The sequence below is a fragment of the Micromonospora sp. 4G55 genome (assembly GCF_016803375.1).
In genome coordinates this window covers 14,595-30,026 of record NZ_JAEVHN010000016.1, presented here as the reverse complement: position 1 = coordinate 30,026, position 15,432 = coordinate 14,595, and the positions used below count along the sequence as shown (strand labels likewise).

The window sequence follows — 15,432 nt, the reverse complement described above, 5'->3', positions numbered from 1 at the left end:
CCGGTCAACGCCCTGTCGTTCTGCGGCGGCCTCCGGGCTCCCCGCTCTCCGCGCCAGCCGCCGGGCGTCAGGCGTGACGGCCGCAGAGCGACAGCGGCAGCGGCCGGCGCGCGCCCTGGCGGCGGCGTGTGCGGCCCGTCAAGGGCCGCCTTGAAGACGTACAGAAAGTTTGAACCACATCGCCGGCGGCCGGCTGTCCGACTCCGCTTGACGCGTTACACGGTGGCTTCAGTTGATGGGTGACGCATTGGCTGGCTCCGCAGGGACGGAAGCTACGGTTTCTGCGTGTCCATTGACCTAGAGGCGTCGGTGCTACGACCGGTCCCGCTCGCTGACGTGTTGACCGCAGCGCGGAGTACCCTGGCGGAGCTTCTCGGCATGGACGCGATACCCGAACTGAGCGTGGTCGTTGACCGACGTTATGAGCGGGGGCGCCGCGTCGGTGTCGGCCGGCGACTTGATGAGGCCCAACTGCTATCCACCACCATCGGCGACCCCATCGAGGCGCACTCCAACGGTTCGACTGGCTCGATCCACTATGAGATCGATATTTCGGGCTGCAATGACGGCGTCTGGCTGATGGTCATCGACCATGCTTCAGAGGCCGGCGGCGAAGTCGAGGCGGTCTTCAGTCCGCACCGCACATGTGTGGGTGTTGTCGTAGCGACGGCCATGGCGCTTGCCATCGCTGACCTCACCGGCGGAAAGTTCATCGACGAACAGATCCAGATGCTGCGACCCGGGCACACCGACCCGCGCCACGTCGTCACGGTCACTCGACTGCCGCATGAGCCGGGCGACTTCGCTCAGAGATGCGAGCGCTATCTACGCCAGTTCCCGCACCTCGGAGGCTGGCCGCGCGACGTATCGATGCCCTAGCTCACGCGCGTACAAGATCGTCTAGCCGGATGTGTAACGGATCAACTGAGTGCAATCCGTAACGCATCAAGTGGACCCCGACATCGCCGGCGGCCGGCGGCCGGCCGGCTTAATTCGCGTAGACCGCCGTGGCGTCGTCGCTGCCTTTGTTGCGGGGCCACTTGGTGCCGTTCGGGTCGGCTGCCTCGATTGCTCGGACCCGCCGGATCAGCTCGGTCGGGCCGTGCTCGTCCAGGACGTCCAGCACTCCTCGCCAGTCGAGCAGGTCGAACATCGTGACCAGGCGTGCGGCGCCATCGGTCAGCACTGCCAGCCGCCGGACAGCCGCAAGCGGAATCTGTCCGGTGATTGCGTGTGTGACGACGGTGGGATCTGCCGCAGCTACCCAGAAGCCTCCTGGCTGGTTCCGCAACGCCAACTCGGCGTGTTTCATCCGCAGGAGTGCTGCCTGCTTCTGCGCGGAGCCGAACGGGTACCGGTTGGCCTCGGCTCGCTCGGCCTGGGCCGTGGTGTCGACCCGGTCGTCGTTGAAGACCTCGATCCCATCGGTGGTCTCGACCACCACCGTCGTATCGCCGAGCACGAGGTACTGCAGCGCGTCTTCGGTCAGCCGGATCAGCGCGGTGGTCGCCGACGGGGTAGCGGGATGGTGGAGGTCACACTCGGGGTGCATCCTCGCCGTGATCCCGATGGCATCGGTCAGCACGTCGCCCAGCTTGCGGTCATCCTCGACGGCGAGGCCGGTGATGGTCGAGCCGAGCTTCGCCGCGTACCAGGCCACGCCGTGCACACAGCCGGTATCCGTGCGAGCTGTCGCACCGTCCAGGACGACGATCAGGCTCTGTGCAGCGGCGACCCAGTCCTCATTGGGCCGGAGCGCGTGGCCGGGGTCCGTCGCGGTCGCTACCCGCATCAGGCACCGTCGGGGCGGTACAGCGGTGTCAGCCGCTCGGTCGACAGGATCTTCCGCCGGTCCTTCGGGTCATAGACGCACTTGATGACCGTTGAGAACCGGCGGTTTTTCAGCTCCTTGTACAGCTCTGCGAGGTTGGTGGCGACGAAGTGGGCGGCACCGAGTGTGCCCTGTGCGTGGGTGCCTGCCAGGTAGAGGAAGGTGCCCTTGCCGTCCGGTCGGGGAAGCCGTCCTACGTATCCGTAGTCCGCGGTCTCACCTCGGTCTCGCGGCGAGCGGTAGTCCTGGCTTGTCGTCACGTCGTGGATGTACCAACCATCGTCATCGACGAGGTACCGCAGGTGTGGGTCCGCCTCCATGACCTGCGCCAGGAACGGCAGCAGCCGTGGGTTCGTCAGCACGATCAGGTTCGACCGGTTCAGGTGCACATGCCCCGGCGGTGGCACCACCTCGTAAGCCGACTCCAAGCCGACGGTGCGGGCCAGCTCGGCCAGCATCTCGTACGCGGTGAATGACTCGACCGACACCACCTCACCGGGGTCGTGCCGGTTTGCTTCCTGCTTGCCGCCGATAGCAACGGTCAACTTGCCGGCGCCCAGGAACGCGCGCTCTGGCCGAACGCCTGTTGAAAGCAGTTGCGATACGCGGGAGCGAGACATGCCGAGCAGGTCAGCAATCCGTCCCTGCGTCATGCCCCCGGCAAGCAGCTCTTCGATAGTCTCCCGCCGCACCCGGGACAGCTCAGTGATGGCCACCTGGTACTCGTCGATCAGAGCGCTGACCGTCCGGGCGCGTTCGGCCGGGTCTTGGATGCTCGCCGCGCTGGCCGGGTCAAGCACTGCGGTGTCCTCTCTGTCCAGGGGGCTAACTACAGCCTAGTTTGTCGCTTGCCCTTACACCCTCAACTGCTCGGACAGACTCCCTCAACAATCTTGTTTAGGGGGGTTTACAGCCCTGGTTGAGCCTGCTTGACTGTTTTCAAGCCCGCAAACGCCCGATGTTGATGGGGCTTAACAGACGAGCAGTCGTCCACCGGGGACGCGCTCACGACACAGGAGGTCAGTTGTGAAGCTGTACATCGCCACCGAGGGCAAGCAGGTCACGGTGTCCAAGGACCCCGAGCCGAAGAACGACCAGAACGGCAACCAGCGGTCGGAGAAGAACACCGGCCGGCCCATGTGGTCCACCCAGGTCTTCGTTCTCGACGAGACCGGCGGTGAGGTCATCACCATCACGACGGCTGGTGAGAAGCCGGGCGTGAAGGTGGGACAGCTCATCGCCGTCGAGCAGTTGGAGGCCATCCCGTGGGCGACCAACGGGCGCAACGGCACCGCGTTCCGCGCCATCTCGCTGAAGCCGCTGGCTGGTAACTCGGCCGCCAAGTAGTCCTTTGCACACCGTGCTGTGTGAGCCTCTGTGGTGTCGGCGAAGCGGCCTGATGGTCCGCTGACCTGAGATCCAAGGTCCGGGAGTGGTTCCGACTCCTACATTCCCGGCCCGTCACCACCAGTGGTGGTGGCATCCCCCCGCAAGAGCTGGCGCGGGGTCGGTCCGACTCCTACATCTGCCGACCCCGTGCCCTCCAACTCATCCGACCCAACTCGCATTGGGAGGACTCGTCGTGTCCAAGTCTAGCCCTCGCCGCCCCTTCGGGAAGTCCACCGGAACGGTGACGGTCATCGAGGCCAAGGTCCACCGCTCCTCGGCCAGGCGGGCTCGCCTGGCGTTCATCCTCACGGCGGTCATCGTCGGCCTTCTCTCGGCCGTGGTGGCCGCTTCCTACATGCACCCCATCCTCGCCCTGTTCTTGGGTGCGGCCATCGGTGTCCCGCTGGGCGGGCTCGCCTGGGTGCTCGTGCGCATCTGGCCGGTGCTGCGGCTGCTCTGGTGGTGGGCCACCGAGATCGTGCTCACCACAGGCGTCATCACCTTCTGGGTGCAGCTCGCCAACCACACCAGCACCCCGGTCACCCTCGTGGTGGTCGCCCTGGTCGCCGGCGTTCCCGCCGCTGTTCCGGCCTGCCGCCGCGCCGTGGTCGCCTGGACCTGGTGCCTGGTAGTGCGGCACCGGCTGCGCGTGTGCTTCGCGCAGTTCATCATCGCCAACCAGTCCGGCTCCCTCCCACTGATCCTGTGGGCCAAGCCCACCCCGGTGGGTGAGCGGGTCTGGGTCTACCTGCGCCCCGGCCTGTCCCAGGCAGACCTGGAAGCCCGTCTCGACCGCATCGCGGTCGCCTGCCACGCCGCCACCGCTCTGGTCGAGCGGGCCTCTGACGGCAACGCCGCGTACCTGCGGTTCGACATCAAACGCCGCGAGGTACTCACCGCAACGGTGGGCTCCCCGCTGGTCGACGTCATCAACCCCGACACCCCGACGGCCGACCGGCCTGCGCCGGTGATCCCGACGGCTCTGGACCTGCCCGACGTCGACGCACCCACCATCACCCTGCCCGTCCAGGGCAAGCCGGCCGCGAAGAAGCCGGCCACTGCCGCCAACGGCAGCAAGCCCGCGGCTTCGACGTCGCCGGATGCCGACGACGTCTCCGACTGGATTTAACCGACCAATCACCCCAGGACGCGGAGAGCCTCCTCGGCTCGTTCGTGTGGCTCTCCGCGCCCACCAACAGCCCAAGGAGGGCACCCATGACAACCACGGCACCCGCCCCCTCGTCGGGGGTTCCGGTGGGGCCTGGCCTGTCGATGTTCGACCCCATCTTCATCGGCATCGACGAATTCGGTCAGCCCGTCTACATCACCCTCGCCTACCGCAACCTCCTCGCCGGCGGCGAACCCGGCGGCGGCAAGAGCGGTCTGCTCAACGCCATTGCCGCCCACGCCGCCCTGGCCGTCGACTCCCGCCTCGTCCTGTTGGACGGCAAGCTCGTCGAGCTCGGCCAGTGGGAAGACGTGGCTGACGCGTTCATCGGCCCCGACATCACCGAAGCCCTGACCGTCCTGCGACGGCTCCAGGTCGTGATGAACAACCGCTACGCCTGGCTGCGCGCCCATGGGCGCCGCAAACTCACCGCGCTTGATGGCCTGTCGGTCATCACCGTCCTGGTCGACGAGATCGCCTTCTACTCCGCGACCGTCGGCAGCAAGCAGGAGCAGGAAGAGTTCGTCGCGCTCCTGCGCGACCTGGTCGCACGCGGGCGTGCCGCCGGCATCCCCGTGGTCGCCGCCACTCAGCGGCCGTCGTTCGACATCATCCCCACCAGCCTGCGGGACCTGTTCGGCTACCGCGCCGCGTTCCGCTGCACGACACCCAACTCGTCGAACATCGTCCTCGGTCACGGTTGGGCTGAGCAGGGCTACTCGGCCACCGATATCCAGCCCACCAACCAGGGCGCGGCCTACCTCATCGCGGAAGGCGGGGTTCCCCGCCGCATCAAGGTCGCCTACCTCACCGACGCGCAGATCGCCGGCATCGCCGACTACGCCGCCTGGATCCGCCGGCCCCGGCCGTTACCGGCTCTGGTCCCCGACCTCACCCGAGTCGACTTCGGGAGGGTGGCATGACCACCCGAGAGCGGACCTACGCCCGCGCCAACAACCAGCGGGCGGCGCAGTTCGTCGAGCTGTGGATCGTCGCCCAACCGGCGGAGATCGCCGCGATGGTCCGCGTTGCCTCGGCCAGCGGCCGACTCGTCTTCCTGTCCGCGCCGACCCCGATGGGCGGCGACGACACCCGCCACCGCCGCTACCTGCGGCTGCGCACCCAGTAATCGGCCGACAGGACCGGACCACGCCTGGCAGCAAACGCCGGTCCTGCCGACCACCCACCAACAGCCCTACCGAAAGGACGTGGCTGCCATGAAGGCTACCCAAAACCCACCCACCACAGCACCGGTCACCCCCGCTGACCTGCTGCGGATGGCTGCCCTCTACCTACGCCGGCACGGCTGGCACCAGGGCACCTACTACGCCCCCACCACCAACACCCCCACCCCGCCGGCCTGCGCCGCCGGCCATCGGCATCGCCTGCGCCGGCCACCGCGTCGAGCACTTCTCCCAGCTCGACCCCGGCACCCTCGGCGACTACCTGACCGTCATGGCCGTGTTCGTCGACCACCTCGACAACTTCGCGCCGGTCTTCTTCATCGACGAGGACGGCTACCTCCTCGACGAGCACACCTCCCCGTACTCGTGGAACGACGACCCGACTCGCACCGCCGAGCAGGTCGTAGCGGCTCTGGAAGCCGCCGCTGACGAGTGGGACCGCCTCCACACCGACGGAGGCGAGAACCGATGAGCACTGTCAAGCCCACCTTGACGCCTTGCGTGCCCCAGCAGAAGCGGCGGGATGTTGTGGAGAACGACGAGTTCGCCGCCTTCACCCGGCGCATCATTCGCGCCCACGGCCGCCGCGTCGCCACCGGCGACGTCGAAGCCCTCCGCGACCTCGTCGCTCTGTCGGCCAACCTCGACGACGCGATCGGGGAAGCCGTCATCGGGCTGCGGGCCTTCGGCTACTCCTGGTCCGAAATCGGCTCCCGCCTCGGCATCACCCGCCAAGCCGCCCAGCAGCGCTGGGGAGGCCAGCCATGACCACCACCAGCTTCCCGACCTACCCCTACCGGCTGGCACCTGACGGGCTGGCCACCCGCCGGCAACTACGCGCCGCCGGCCTCCGCCCCGGCGGTCACGACCCGGTCGCGCAGATCCTCTGGCGGCGCGGCAAGCGCGTCGCCTACCTCTACCGCCTCGACCTCGCCGCCCCGAAGCGGACTGCCACGCCCGCTCAGCGGGAGGCCATCGCCAAGGCCCTGCGCGCCCGCCGCACCTGCCGGGTCTGCGGGCTGGTGCAGCCCTACTACATCCCCCGCCGCTACGGCTGCTGCCTCGAATGCCACGGAGGTGCCCAATGACCACCGCCCTCATCAACCTCGCCGCTCAGGAGCGGATGACCCCGGACGACTACGTCGTGACCGTCATTGCCGGTGACTTCGCCTCCCGGGGCGAGCTGTCCTTCGAACGGTTCCTGTCCGGCTACTACGCCGAATCGCTGCGCATCATCCACGAAGCCCACCTCACCGACTGCACCGCCGCCGACGGCGAGCACTGCGCCACCTGCAACGGCATCCGGGTCGGCCTCGCCGGCCTCATCGCCGAAGAACGCGCCGTCACCTCCGGGGAGGTGACCGATGCCCAGCGCTGACCGGAGCACCGGCACCCGCATCGAGGGCCTGGTCCTGGTCCTCATCCTCCTTACCGTTGCCGGCTTCGCCGGTGCCGCCTCGTTCACCCACGTCAAGGACTGGACCCTCGCCAACTCGCCCACTGGTACCGGCGAGTGGTTCGGCTGGGCCAACGCCGTCATCTCCGAACTCGTCCCCATCGCCTGTCTGCTGACCATCCGCCGACGCCGCCGGGCCGGCGCACCCATCGGCTACCCGCTGTTCCTGCTCATCGCCGCCGCCGGCCTGTCCCTGGCCGCGCAACTCGCGGTCGCCAAGCCCGGCATCTCCGGCTGGCTCCTGTCCGCCGTCCCCGCCCTGGCGTTCATGGCCCTGGTCAAACTCGTTCTCGCCCCCGCCCCTACCGCGCGGGAAGACACCCCGGCCGACGAGCCGCCGAACCGATCCGCGTCCAGGTGGCCGAGCAGGTCACCCCGGAGCCGGCACCGCCGGCCGCCATCGCCCCCGCCCCCGAGCCGGCCCTGGCCGCCGAGCCGACTCCCGCCCCGGCTGTCGAGCCTGACCCCGTGACTGTCCCGACTCACTTGCTGCCCACCGCACGCTTCGCTGCTGTGCAGCACGAACAGGCCACCGGCCAGCCCATCACCGCTGATGAACTCTCCCACCGGCTGAACATCGCCCCGGCCGTCGCCCGGCAGCTCCTGACCACCATCGCCGGTGGTGCCCGATGACCATCCACCTCGTCGACATCGAGCAGGTCACCCACACCTGCCCGGCTTTCACCGGCCCGCACCCGTTCGACATCCGTCGCACCCTCGTGCACGCCATCCCCGGCGGTCCCTGCCGGGCACCGGTCACCATCCGCTGCGGCGAAACGATCGCCCAGATCCCGTGCCGTCGGCACGAGCCGGCCAAGCGCCAGTGCGGCGCCTGCCGGGTCATCGTCACCGAACGCACCATCACCACCCGCCACCTCACCGAGGTCGACGGCTGATGGCCTCGACGCTGGACCTCACGCCCCGAGCCACGGCCCGGGGTGTGGGCTCGAACGCCGACACCATCGCACCCGTCTACGCCTACACCGCCGCCGGCTCCGCGTTCGAACGCGCCACCCGCCCGGACTACTTCGGCTGGCTGGAACACGTCCGCGCCGCCGCCGGCTGCACCCGCCCCATCCGCCTCGCCGGCCAACTCCTCACCGTCGAGCAGGGCACCGGCCGGGTGCTGGAGCAGCGGGACACCGACGCCATGCCCGATGCCGCTATCTACACCGCCTGCGGCAACCGGCGGGCCACGGTCTGCCCCTCCTGCGCCCAGACCTACCAACGCGACGCCTACCAGCTCCTGCGCGCCGGCCTCATCGGCGGCAAAGGCGTCCCCGAGACGGTTTCCGAGCACCCGGCGGTGTTCCCCACCTTCACCGCCCCGTCTTTCGGGCCGGTCCACGTCCGCGTCGTCAAGCGGCACACCTGCGCCAACCGGAAGCGCTGCGACTGCCGCGCCGAGCCCTGCCACGCCCGCCGCGACACCGGCCTCTGCCCCCACGGACGCCCGGCGGTTTGCTGGGCTCGCCACGAGCCGGGTGACGCGGTGCTCGGGCATCCGTTGTGCCTGGACTGCTACGACCACGACCACCAGGTCGTCTGGAACCTCTACTCCGGCGAGCTGTGGCACCGCACCAAGCAAGCCGCGGAACGCCACCTCGCCAAGCTCGCCCGTCGCCGGGGCATCCCCCGCGTCCGAGTCGTCACCGCCGCCGGCAACGTGCGGAAGGTTCCGCCGGTCCGGCTGTCGCACGGCAAAGCGGCGGAGTTCCAGGCACGCGGGGCCGTGCATTTCCACGCCCTGGTCCGCCTCGACGGCGTCGACCCCGACGACCCGACCGCTGTCGTCCCGCCGCCAGCCGGGTTCACGGTCGCCGACCTGAGAGACGCCCTCCGGCACGCCGCCGAGCAGGTCGCCTTCGCCACCCCCGGCCACCCCGATCGGCCCGGCGGCTGGCCCATCGCCTGGGGCGAGCAGGTCGACATCCGACCCATCAGCCTGACCGGTCGCGGTGAGGTCACCGACAGCATGGTCGCCGGATACCTTGCCAAGTACGCCACCAAAAGCACCGAGGTAACCGGGCACCGCTCCGTCAGGCTCAACGCCGACACCATCGGCGACTACGCCGACCCCGACGGCGACCACACCGCCCGCCTCATCGACGCCTGCTGGCGCATCGGCCGACCCACCGGCACACCCGTACCGCTGTCCCAACGGCCCCGCGACCACCGGCCACGGCCCGGCTTCGTCCAGCGCTGGCAGTGCCCCGACTGCGGCACCCACACCCGCTACCCCGCCTGCCCCGTCTGCGTCGCCCAGCGTCAAGCCGCCCTTGACACCGGACCGGTGAAACCGGCGACGGCCAACCCTTACGCCCGGCTGCGCCGGTGGGCACACATGCTCGGCTTCGGCGGCCACTTCCTCACCAAAGCCCGCCGCTACTCCGTCACCTTCCAACTCCTGCGCGACACCCGCGTCACCTTCCGCAGGCACGAGGACCAGGACCACGAGCAGCCCGGCGCTCTGCGAGCCGTCGACCACCACGACGACACCACCCTCATCGTCGGCACCCTCACCTTCGCCGGCGTCGGCTGGCACACCACCGGAGACGCACTCCTCGCCAACACCGCCGCCGCCCTCGCCCGCGAACGACGAACCACCGGCCGCGAAGAACTCGCCCACGAACTCAGCACCACCTGCGCTGATGCGGCACCCGCCGCAGCCTGAACCCTGCCCGGTCGCACGAGGAAGGCCATCCGTTGGACACCCCCACGCCGATCACTCCTCGCGTGCTGCGCGTCGAGGAAGCCGCCCGAGCGCTCGGCATCGGCCGTTCGCTCGTCTACGACCTGATCCGCTCCGGCCGGCTGCGCTCCTTCAAGGTCGGCAGCCGCCGCCTCATCCCTGCCGCCGCCATCGACGAAGTCATCGCCATCCTCACGGAAGAAGCCGCATGATGCCCAAACCACGCCAGCCCAGCGCCCGCCGGAATCCCAACGGCGAAGGCTCCATCTACCAGCGAGCCAGCGACGGCCGCTGGGTCGGACAGGCATACGTCCTCACCACCGACGGCAGTCGCAAGCGCAAGTTCGTCTACGGAGCAACCTGGGAGGAAGCCCACGGCAAGCTCGTCGACCTGAAGTCCAGATCCCAGCGCGGCATACCGGTGCCCGACCGGGCCTGGAAGCTGGCCGACTATCTGCCCTACTGGCTGACCGCCTACGTCAGCGACCTCAAGCCCACCACCGCCCGAGGGTATGAGAGCGCCGTACGGCTGCATCTGATGCCGGCCCTCGGCACCAAGCGCCTGGATGGCTTGCAAGTTCAGCACGTCAAGGCGTTCATGGACGGGTTCCGCAACAAGTGCCTCTGCTGCACCAACGGCCTCGACAAGATCCGTCCGGCCGACCGCCGATGCTGCTCCGTCGGCCGCTGCTGCGAGCGCTACCCCAGCGCCAGGCAGATCCAGTTCGTGCACGCGGTGCTGCGCAACGCGCTCCAACACGCTATGCGCGAAGAGCTGGTGTCCCGGAACGTCGCCAAGCTGGTTCGCGTCCCCTCGCCCCGTTACAAGGTCGGCAAGGGGCTCTCCGTCGAGCAGGTACGCAAGATTCTTGCTGCCGCCGCCGGTCACCGACTCCACGCCCTCTACGTCGTGGCTGCCACGATGGGGCTGCGGCGCGGTGAGCTGGTCGGGCTGCGCTGGTCGGACGTCGACCTGGACGAAGGCACCCTACGGGTGCAGCAGACCGTGCAACGGGTCGCCGGAAAGCTTCACGTCCTGGACGCCAAGACCGAAGACTCCGAGGCCGTGTTGCCACTGCCCGAGGTCACCTGGCTCACACTCCTCGAACACCAGGAACGCCAGCAGGCGGAGCGTGCCGCGCTTGCCGAGGTCTGGGAGGACCACGACCTGGTCTTCCCTCGGAGCGGGGCACCCCACTGGAGCCCACCAACCTCAGCCGCTCCTTTGCTCGGCTCCGGGAGACCGCCGGCCTGCCCGGTGTCCGGCTGCACGACCTGCGGCACACCGTCGTGTCCCTGCTGATGGAGCTGGGCGTTCCCCCGCACGTCGTCCAGGCCATCGCCCGGCATGCCGACGTCAAGGTCACGCTGAAGGTCTACGCTCACGCCAACCTCGACGCGATGCGTCAGGCGCTCGGCAAGCTTGACGGGCGGCTGTCGTGAGCGCGTTGCTGTCAGCGTTGCTGTCATCCGGCCGACCGACGTCATCAGCCGCCGCGAAGGGCCTGGTGTAGGTGGAGCCCCCGGCCGGGATCGAACCGGCGACATCTCGCTTACAAGGCGAGTGCTCTGGCCAGCTGAGCTACAGGGGCGCGTGTGCCGACGTCAGCATAGCGACTGGTGTCCGAAAATCCCGCTCGGCAGGTGTCCCGAGCACGGAAAACGTCAATTTCCCGACCCCTGGGGCCGACGCATCGCCGTGGCCCGCGCGGCCGTCCGTGCCGATTGATACCCGGGCGTGCCTGACTGACCGGAATGCGTATGCGGTCCGTCCCACCCGCTGTCCCCTGTCTTGGCAGGGTGGGGAAAGCCGTTTACGGTGCAGTGACACGGACGACACCCCCGATCGGCTCCGGCCGCAGGGGACGTCGCCCGAGGACCGGCACCGAGGGTGCCGGTGGCTCCTTCACTCGGATCGTCCGGCACGTTCCTGCCGGTGAAAGGAAGCGCTCCACCATGGCTACGGTCACCTACGCGAAGGCGTCCCGGATCTACCCGGGCACCGAACGCCCCGCGGTCAACCAGCTCGACCTCCAGATCGGCGACGGGGAGTTCCTCGTCCTGGTCGGCCCGTCGGGTTGCGGTAAGTCCACCAGCCTGCGGATGCTCGCCGGCCTCGAGGACGTCGACGACGGCGCGATCTACATCGACGACCGGGACGTCACCCACCTGCCGCCGAAGGCCCGCGACATCGCGATGGTCTTCCAGAACTACGCCCTCTACCCGCACATGTCGGTGTACGAGAACATGGCGTTCGCGCTGAAGCTGCGCAAGACCTCCAAGGACGAGATCGACCGGCGGGTCAAGGAGGCGGCGGGGCTGCTCCAGCTGGAGGAGTTCCTCAACCGCAAGCCGAAGGCGCTCTCCGGTGGCCAGCGCCAGCGGGTCGCCATGGGCCGCGCGATCGTCCGCGAGCCGCAGGTCTTCCTCATGGACGAGCCGCTGTCGAACCTCGACGCCAAGCTCCGCGTGCAGACCCGTACCCAGATCGCCTCGCTGCAGGCCAAGCTCGGCATCACCACGGTCTACGTCACGCACGACCAGGTCGAGGCGATGACGATGGGCCACCGGGTGGCGGTCATGCTCGACGGCGTGCTCCAGCAGGTGGACACCCCCCGCGCGCTCTACGACACCCCGGCCAACGTCTTCGTCGCCGGCTTCATGGGCTCCCCCGCCATGAACATCAAGACCGTGCCGCTGAACGAGCAGGGCGCCTCCTTCGCCGACCTGCACATTCCGCTCACCCGGGAGCAGGTCGCCGCGGCCAAGGAGGAGGGTGGCGACGGCAAGGTGACCGTCGGCTTCCGTCCGGAGGACTGCGACCTGGTCAGCCCGACCGAGGGCGGTATGCCCGTCGTGGTCGAACTGGTCGAGGACCTCGGTTCGGACGCCAACGTCTACGGCCACGCCGCGCTCGAGGGCGCGAACGAGCGGTTCGTCGTTCGCACCGACCGGCGCACCATGCCGAACATGGGTGACACCGTGTTCGTCAAGCCGCGCACCGGCCGTAGCCACGTCTTCCACGCCGTCACCGGCCAGCGGATCTGACGTACCGGCTGCACTGACGTACGCGAAAGGGGCGGTCCGCTGTCGGCGGGCCGCCCCTTCTCGTCTGCGCGTGCGCTGGTCGGTCAGACCTCGGCGGCGCGGCGGCGGGCCACCTCGGCGAGGGTGACCGCGGCGGCGACGCTGGCGTTGAGCGACTCCACGTCGGAGATCATCGGGATGCTGACGGTCAGGTCGCAGGTCTCCCCGACCAGCCGGGACAGCCCGCGCCCCTCCGAGCCGACCACCACGACCAGCGGGCCGACGGCCGCTTCCAGGTCGTACAGGTCGGTTTCGCCGTCGGCGTCCAGGCCGACCACCATGAAGCCGGCGTCCTGACAGGCCTTGAGCGACCGGGTCAGGTTGGTGACCTGGGCTACCGGCACCCGCGCGGCCGCGCCGGCGCTGGTCCGCCAAGCGGTCGCGGTGATCCCGGCGGCCCGCCGCTCGGGTACGAAGACACCCTGCGCGCCGAACGCGGCGGCGGAGCGGATCACCGCGCCCAGGTTGCGCGGGTCGGTGACCCCGTCCAGCGCCACCAGCAGCGGGGCGCTGGACTCCACCGACGCGGCGAGCATGTCCTCGAAGGGCTCGTAGGCGAAGGGCGGCACCTGGAGGCCGACGCCCTGGTGCAGCACCCCGCCGGTCATCCGGTCCAGCTCGGCGCGGCTGATCTCCAGGATGGCGATGCCCCGGTCGGCGGCGGTGCGGATGATCTCGTTGACCCGGTCGTCGGCGTCGATGCCCTGCGCGGTGTAGAGCGCGGTCGCCGGCACGTGCGCGCGCAGCGACTCCAGCACCGGGTTGCGGCCGACCAGCAGCTCCGGGGTGTCCTTCGACGGGTTGGACTTGCGGCCCGGCGCGACCCGGGGGCCGGAACGACCGGTGGGCTTACCGCCCCGGCCGCCCGTGCCACGGGCCGCCGGAGCACCCCGGCCACCGCCGCGACCCCAGGTGGTGTCCTTGCTGCCCGGCTGGCCGATCTTGGGGGCGCGCCCTCCTCGGCCGCCGCCCGGCGCTCCTTGTCCTGCTTCCAGGCGGTGCGCTGCGGCAGCTTCTCGGTGCCCGAGTACGCCTTGTGCCAGGGCCGCTCGTCGGCGGGCAGGGTCTTGCCCCGGCCCCCGAGGGAGTCCTTGTTCTTGCCACCGGAGCCCTTGGGGGCACCTGCCTTCGGCGTCAGTCGCCGGCCACGGCGCTGCGAGTTGCCGGCCATCAGTCCTGCTCTCCAATAGTCCAACGGGGGCCCTGGGGGGTGTCCTCGACCACCACGCCGGCCTGCTTGAGCTGGTCGCGTACGGCGTCAGCGGCGGCCCAGTCCTTGCGGCCGCGGGCCTGGGCACGCTGCTCCAGGGCCAGCGCGACCAGGGAGTCGACCACGCCGCGCAGGTCGTCGGCGCGGTCGCCGCCGGTCCAGGCCGGGTCCAGAGGGTCAACCCCCAGGATATCCAGCATGGCGCGCGCGGAGGCCAGGGTCGTGCGGACGGTCACATCGTCGCCGGCGGTCAGCGCGGTGTTGCCGTCCCGGACCACCTCGTGCAGCACCGCGAGGGCGGCGGAGGTGTTCAGGTCGTCGTCCATCGCCGCGACGAAGCCGGTCGGCAGCTCGCCGAGCTGCCCGCCGCCGACCCGCTCGGCGGCCCGCTGGACGAAGCCCTCGATCCGCCGGTACGCCACCGCGGCCTCGCGCAGCGCGTCCTCGGAGTAGTCGATCCGGGAGCGGTAGTGCGCGGCGGCGTAGTAGTAGCGCAGCTCCACCGGGCGCACCCCGAGCGAGTCGACGTACGTCAGGTCGAGGGCGTTGCCGAGCGACTTGCCCATCTTGGCGCCGCCGATGCTGAGCAGGCCGTGGTGCACCCAGTACCGGGCGAAGGGCAGCCCGGCGGCCTGGGACTGGGCGAGCTCGTTCTCGTGGTGCGGGAACGTCAGGTCCAGCCCGCCGCCGTGGATGTCGAACTCGGCACCCAGGTAGCGCCAGCACATCGCCGAGCACTCGATGTGCCAGCCGGGGCGGCCCCGGCCCCACGGCGACGGCCAGTAGGCGTCGGCCGGCTCGTCCGGCTTGGCGCCCTTCCAGAGCGCGAAGTCACGCGGGTCGCGCTTGCCGCGCTCGGGGGCGTCCCCGGCGGACTGCATGTCGTCGGGCGACTGCCCGGACAGCGACCCGTACGCCGGCCAGGAGGCCACGTCGAAGTAGACGTCGCCCGAGCCGTCGGTGGCCGGGTAGGCGTGCCCGGTCTCGATCAGCTCGGCGATCAACTGGTGCATCTCCGGGATGTGCCCGGTGGCGCGCGGCTCGTACGTCGGCGGCAGCACGTTCAGCGCCCGGTACGACTCGGCCAGGATCAGCTCGTTGGCGTACGCGATGGACCAGAACGGGGTGCCCCGCTCCATCGCCTTGACCAGGATCTTGTCGTCGATGTCGGTCAGGTTGCGGATGAAGGTGACCTCGTAGCCGGCGGTGAGCAGCCAGCGGCGCAGCACGTCGTAGTTGACGCCGGAGCGAAGGTGGCCGATGTGCGGCGGGGCCTGGAGAGTGAGACCACACAGGTAGACCCCCACCTTGCCGGCTTCCCGCGGGACGAAGTCCCGCACCGATCGGGTGGCGGTGTCATACAGGCGTAGCGTCACCGTACAAGGGTAGCCGTCCACGCATTCCGGGGTCGCCCG

18 protein-coding genes, 1 tRNA gene and 2 pseudogenes are annotated in these 15,432 nt (G+C 69.7%); 16 read left to right on the top strand and 5 right to left on the bottom strand.

Annotation, left to right across the window (positions count from 1 at the left end):
• Nucleotides 1-285: 285 nt before the first annotated feature.
• Complete coding sequence (locus JNW89_RS03180; protein WP_238447611.1) at nt 286-879, top strand: hypothetical protein; 594 nt, start codon at nt 286-288, stop codon at nt 877-879.
• Between the two features lie 109 nt (nt 880-988).
• On the opposite strand, the gene JNW89_RS03175 is transcribed toward JNW89_RS03180, so the two are convergent.
• Nucleotides 989-1,792: a protein phosphatase 2C domain-containing protein gene (locus JNW89_RS03175; protein WP_238447610.1), complete on the bottom strand. Its 804-nt coding sequence runs from the start codon at nt 1,790-1,792 to the stop codon at nt 989-991.
• Entirely contained in the window at nt 1,792-2,631 is an 840-nt protein-coding gene (locus tag JNW89_RS03170) for a sigma-70 family RNA polymerase sigma factor (RefSeq protein ID WP_238447609.1), read from the bottom strand. Before JNW89_RS03170 ends, JNW89_RS03175 begins: the two co-directional genes overlap by 1 nt.
• A gap of 226 nt (nt 2,632-2,857) precedes the next feature.
• On the opposite strand from JNW89_RS03170, the gene JNW89_RS03165 reads away from it, so the two are divergent.
• From JNW89_RS03165 to JNW89_RS03095, 14 genes and pseudogenes are all read left to right on the top strand, one after another.
• Nucleotides 2,858-3,178: a hypothetical protein gene (locus JNW89_RS03165; protein WP_238447608.1), complete on the top strand. Its 321-nt coding sequence runs from the start codon at nt 2,858-2,860 to the stop codon at nt 3,176-3,178.
• Nucleotides 3,179-3,413: 235 nt separating this feature from the next.
• A complete protein-coding gene (locus JNW89_RS03160) occupies nt 3,414-4,349 on the top strand; it encodes a hypothetical protein (RefSeq protein WP_238447607.1) in 936 nt (311 codons plus the stop codon).
• Nucleotides 4,350-4,435: 86 nt separating this feature from the next.
• Complete coding sequence (locus JNW89_RS03155) at nt 4,436-5,311, top strand: FtsK/SpoIIIE domain-containing protein (protein ID WP_238447606.1); 876 nt, start codon at nt 4,436-4,438, stop codon at nt 5,309-5,311.
• Entirely contained in the window at nt 5,308-5,517 is a 210-nt protein-coding gene (locus tag JNW89_RS03150) for a hypothetical protein (RefSeq protein WP_238447605.1), read from the top strand. The genes JNW89_RS03155 and JNW89_RS03150 overlap by 4 nt, the downstream gene beginning before the upstream one ends.
• A gap of 88 nt (nt 5,518-5,605) precedes the next feature.
• Nucleotides 5,606-6,044, top strand: a pseudogene (locus JNW89_RS03145) (hypothetical protein).
• Complete coding sequence (locus JNW89_RS03140) at nt 6,041-6,340, top strand: hypothetical protein (protein WP_238447604.1); 300 nt, start codon at nt 6,041-6,043, stop codon at nt 6,338-6,340. Before JNW89_RS03145 ends, JNW89_RS03140 begins: the two are co-directional and overlap by 4 nt.
• Nucleotides 6,337-6,660, top strand: coding sequence for an RRQRL motif-containing zinc-binding protein (locus JNW89_RS03135; RefSeq protein ID WP_238447603.1), 324 nt, complete (start codon nt 6,337-6,339; stop codon nt 6,658-6,660). Before JNW89_RS03140 ends, JNW89_RS03135 begins: the two co-directional genes overlap by 4 nt.
• A complete protein-coding gene (locus JNW89_RS03130; protein ID WP_238447602.1) occupies nt 6,657-6,950 on the top strand; it encodes a hypothetical protein in 294 nt (97 codons plus the stop codon). Before JNW89_RS03135 ends, JNW89_RS03130 begins: the two co-directional genes overlap by 4 nt.
• Nucleotides 6,937-7,500, top strand: a complete 564-nt coding sequence (locus JNW89_RS03125; protein ID WP_238447601.1) for a DUF2637 domain-containing protein — start codon at nt 6,937-6,939, stop codon at nt 7,498-7,500. Before JNW89_RS03130 ends, JNW89_RS03125 begins: the two co-directional genes overlap by 14 nt.
• 157 nt (nt 7,501-7,657) lie before the next feature.
• Entirely contained in the window at nt 7,658-7,924 is a 267-nt protein-coding gene (locus tag JNW89_RS03115; protein WP_238447600.1) for a hypothetical protein, read from the top strand.
• On the top strand, nt 7,924-9,702 hold the full coding sequence (locus JNW89_RS03110) for a replication initiator (protein ID WP_238447599.1): 1,779 nt from the start codon (nt 7,924-7,926) through the stop codon (nt 9,700-9,702). Before JNW89_RS03115 ends, JNW89_RS03110 begins: the two co-directional genes overlap by 1 nt.
• Before the next feature lie 62 nt (nt 9,703-9,764).
• A complete protein-coding gene (locus JNW89_RS03105) occupies nt 9,765-9,932 on the top strand; it encodes an excisionase family DNA-binding protein (RefSeq protein WP_238447598.1) in 168 nt (55 codons plus the stop codon).
• Entirely contained in the window at nt 9,932-11,023 is a 1,092-nt protein-coding gene (locus tag JNW89_RS03100) for a site-specific integrase (RefSeq protein WP_238447597.1), read from the top strand. Before JNW89_RS03105 ends, JNW89_RS03100 begins: the two co-directional genes overlap by 1 nt.
• Nucleotides 10,918-11,163 carry a tyrosine-type recombinase/integrase gene (locus JNW89_RS03095; protein ID WP_238447613.1) on the top strand — a complete coding sequence of 82 codons (246 nt, stop codon included), beginning with the start codon at nt 10,918-10,920 and terminating at the stop codon, nt 11,161-11,163. The genes JNW89_RS03100 and JNW89_RS03095 overlap by 106 nt, the downstream gene beginning before the upstream one ends.
• Nucleotides 11,164-11,235: 72 nt before the next feature.
• Here the strand turns inward: JNW89_RS03095 and JNW89_RS03090 are convergent.
• A tRNA-Thr gene (locus JNW89_RS03090) sits at nt 11,236-11,312 on the bottom strand.
• Nucleotides 11,313-11,676: 364 nt separating this feature from the next.
• On the opposite strand from JNW89_RS03090, the gene JNW89_RS03085 reads away from it, so the two are divergent.
• On the top strand, nt 11,677-12,768 hold the full coding sequence (locus JNW89_RS03085) for an ABC transporter ATP-binding protein (protein WP_238447596.1): 1,092 nt from the start codon (nt 11,677-11,679) through the stop codon (nt 12,766-12,768).
• An 83-nt stretch (nt 12,769-12,851) separates the two neighbouring features.
• Here JNW89_RS03085 and rlmB read toward each other — a convergent pair.
• Together rlmB and cysS are read right to left on the bottom strand one after the other, a co-directional pair.
• Nucleotides 12,852-13,978 (bottom strand): annotated as a pseudogene (gene rlmB, locus JNW89_RS03080) (23S rRNA (guanosine(2251)-2'-O)-methyltransferase RlmB).
• Nucleotides 13,978-15,393 carry a cysteine--tRNA ligase gene (cysS, locus tag JNW89_RS03075; protein ID WP_238447595.1) on the bottom strand — a complete coding sequence of 472 codons (1,416 nt, stop codon included), beginning with the start codon at nt 15,391-15,393 and terminating at the stop codon, nt 13,978-13,980. The pseudogene rlmB and the gene cysS overlap by 1 nt, the downstream one beginning before the upstream one ends.
• Between the last annotated feature and the right edge of the window lie 39 nt (nt 15,394-15,432).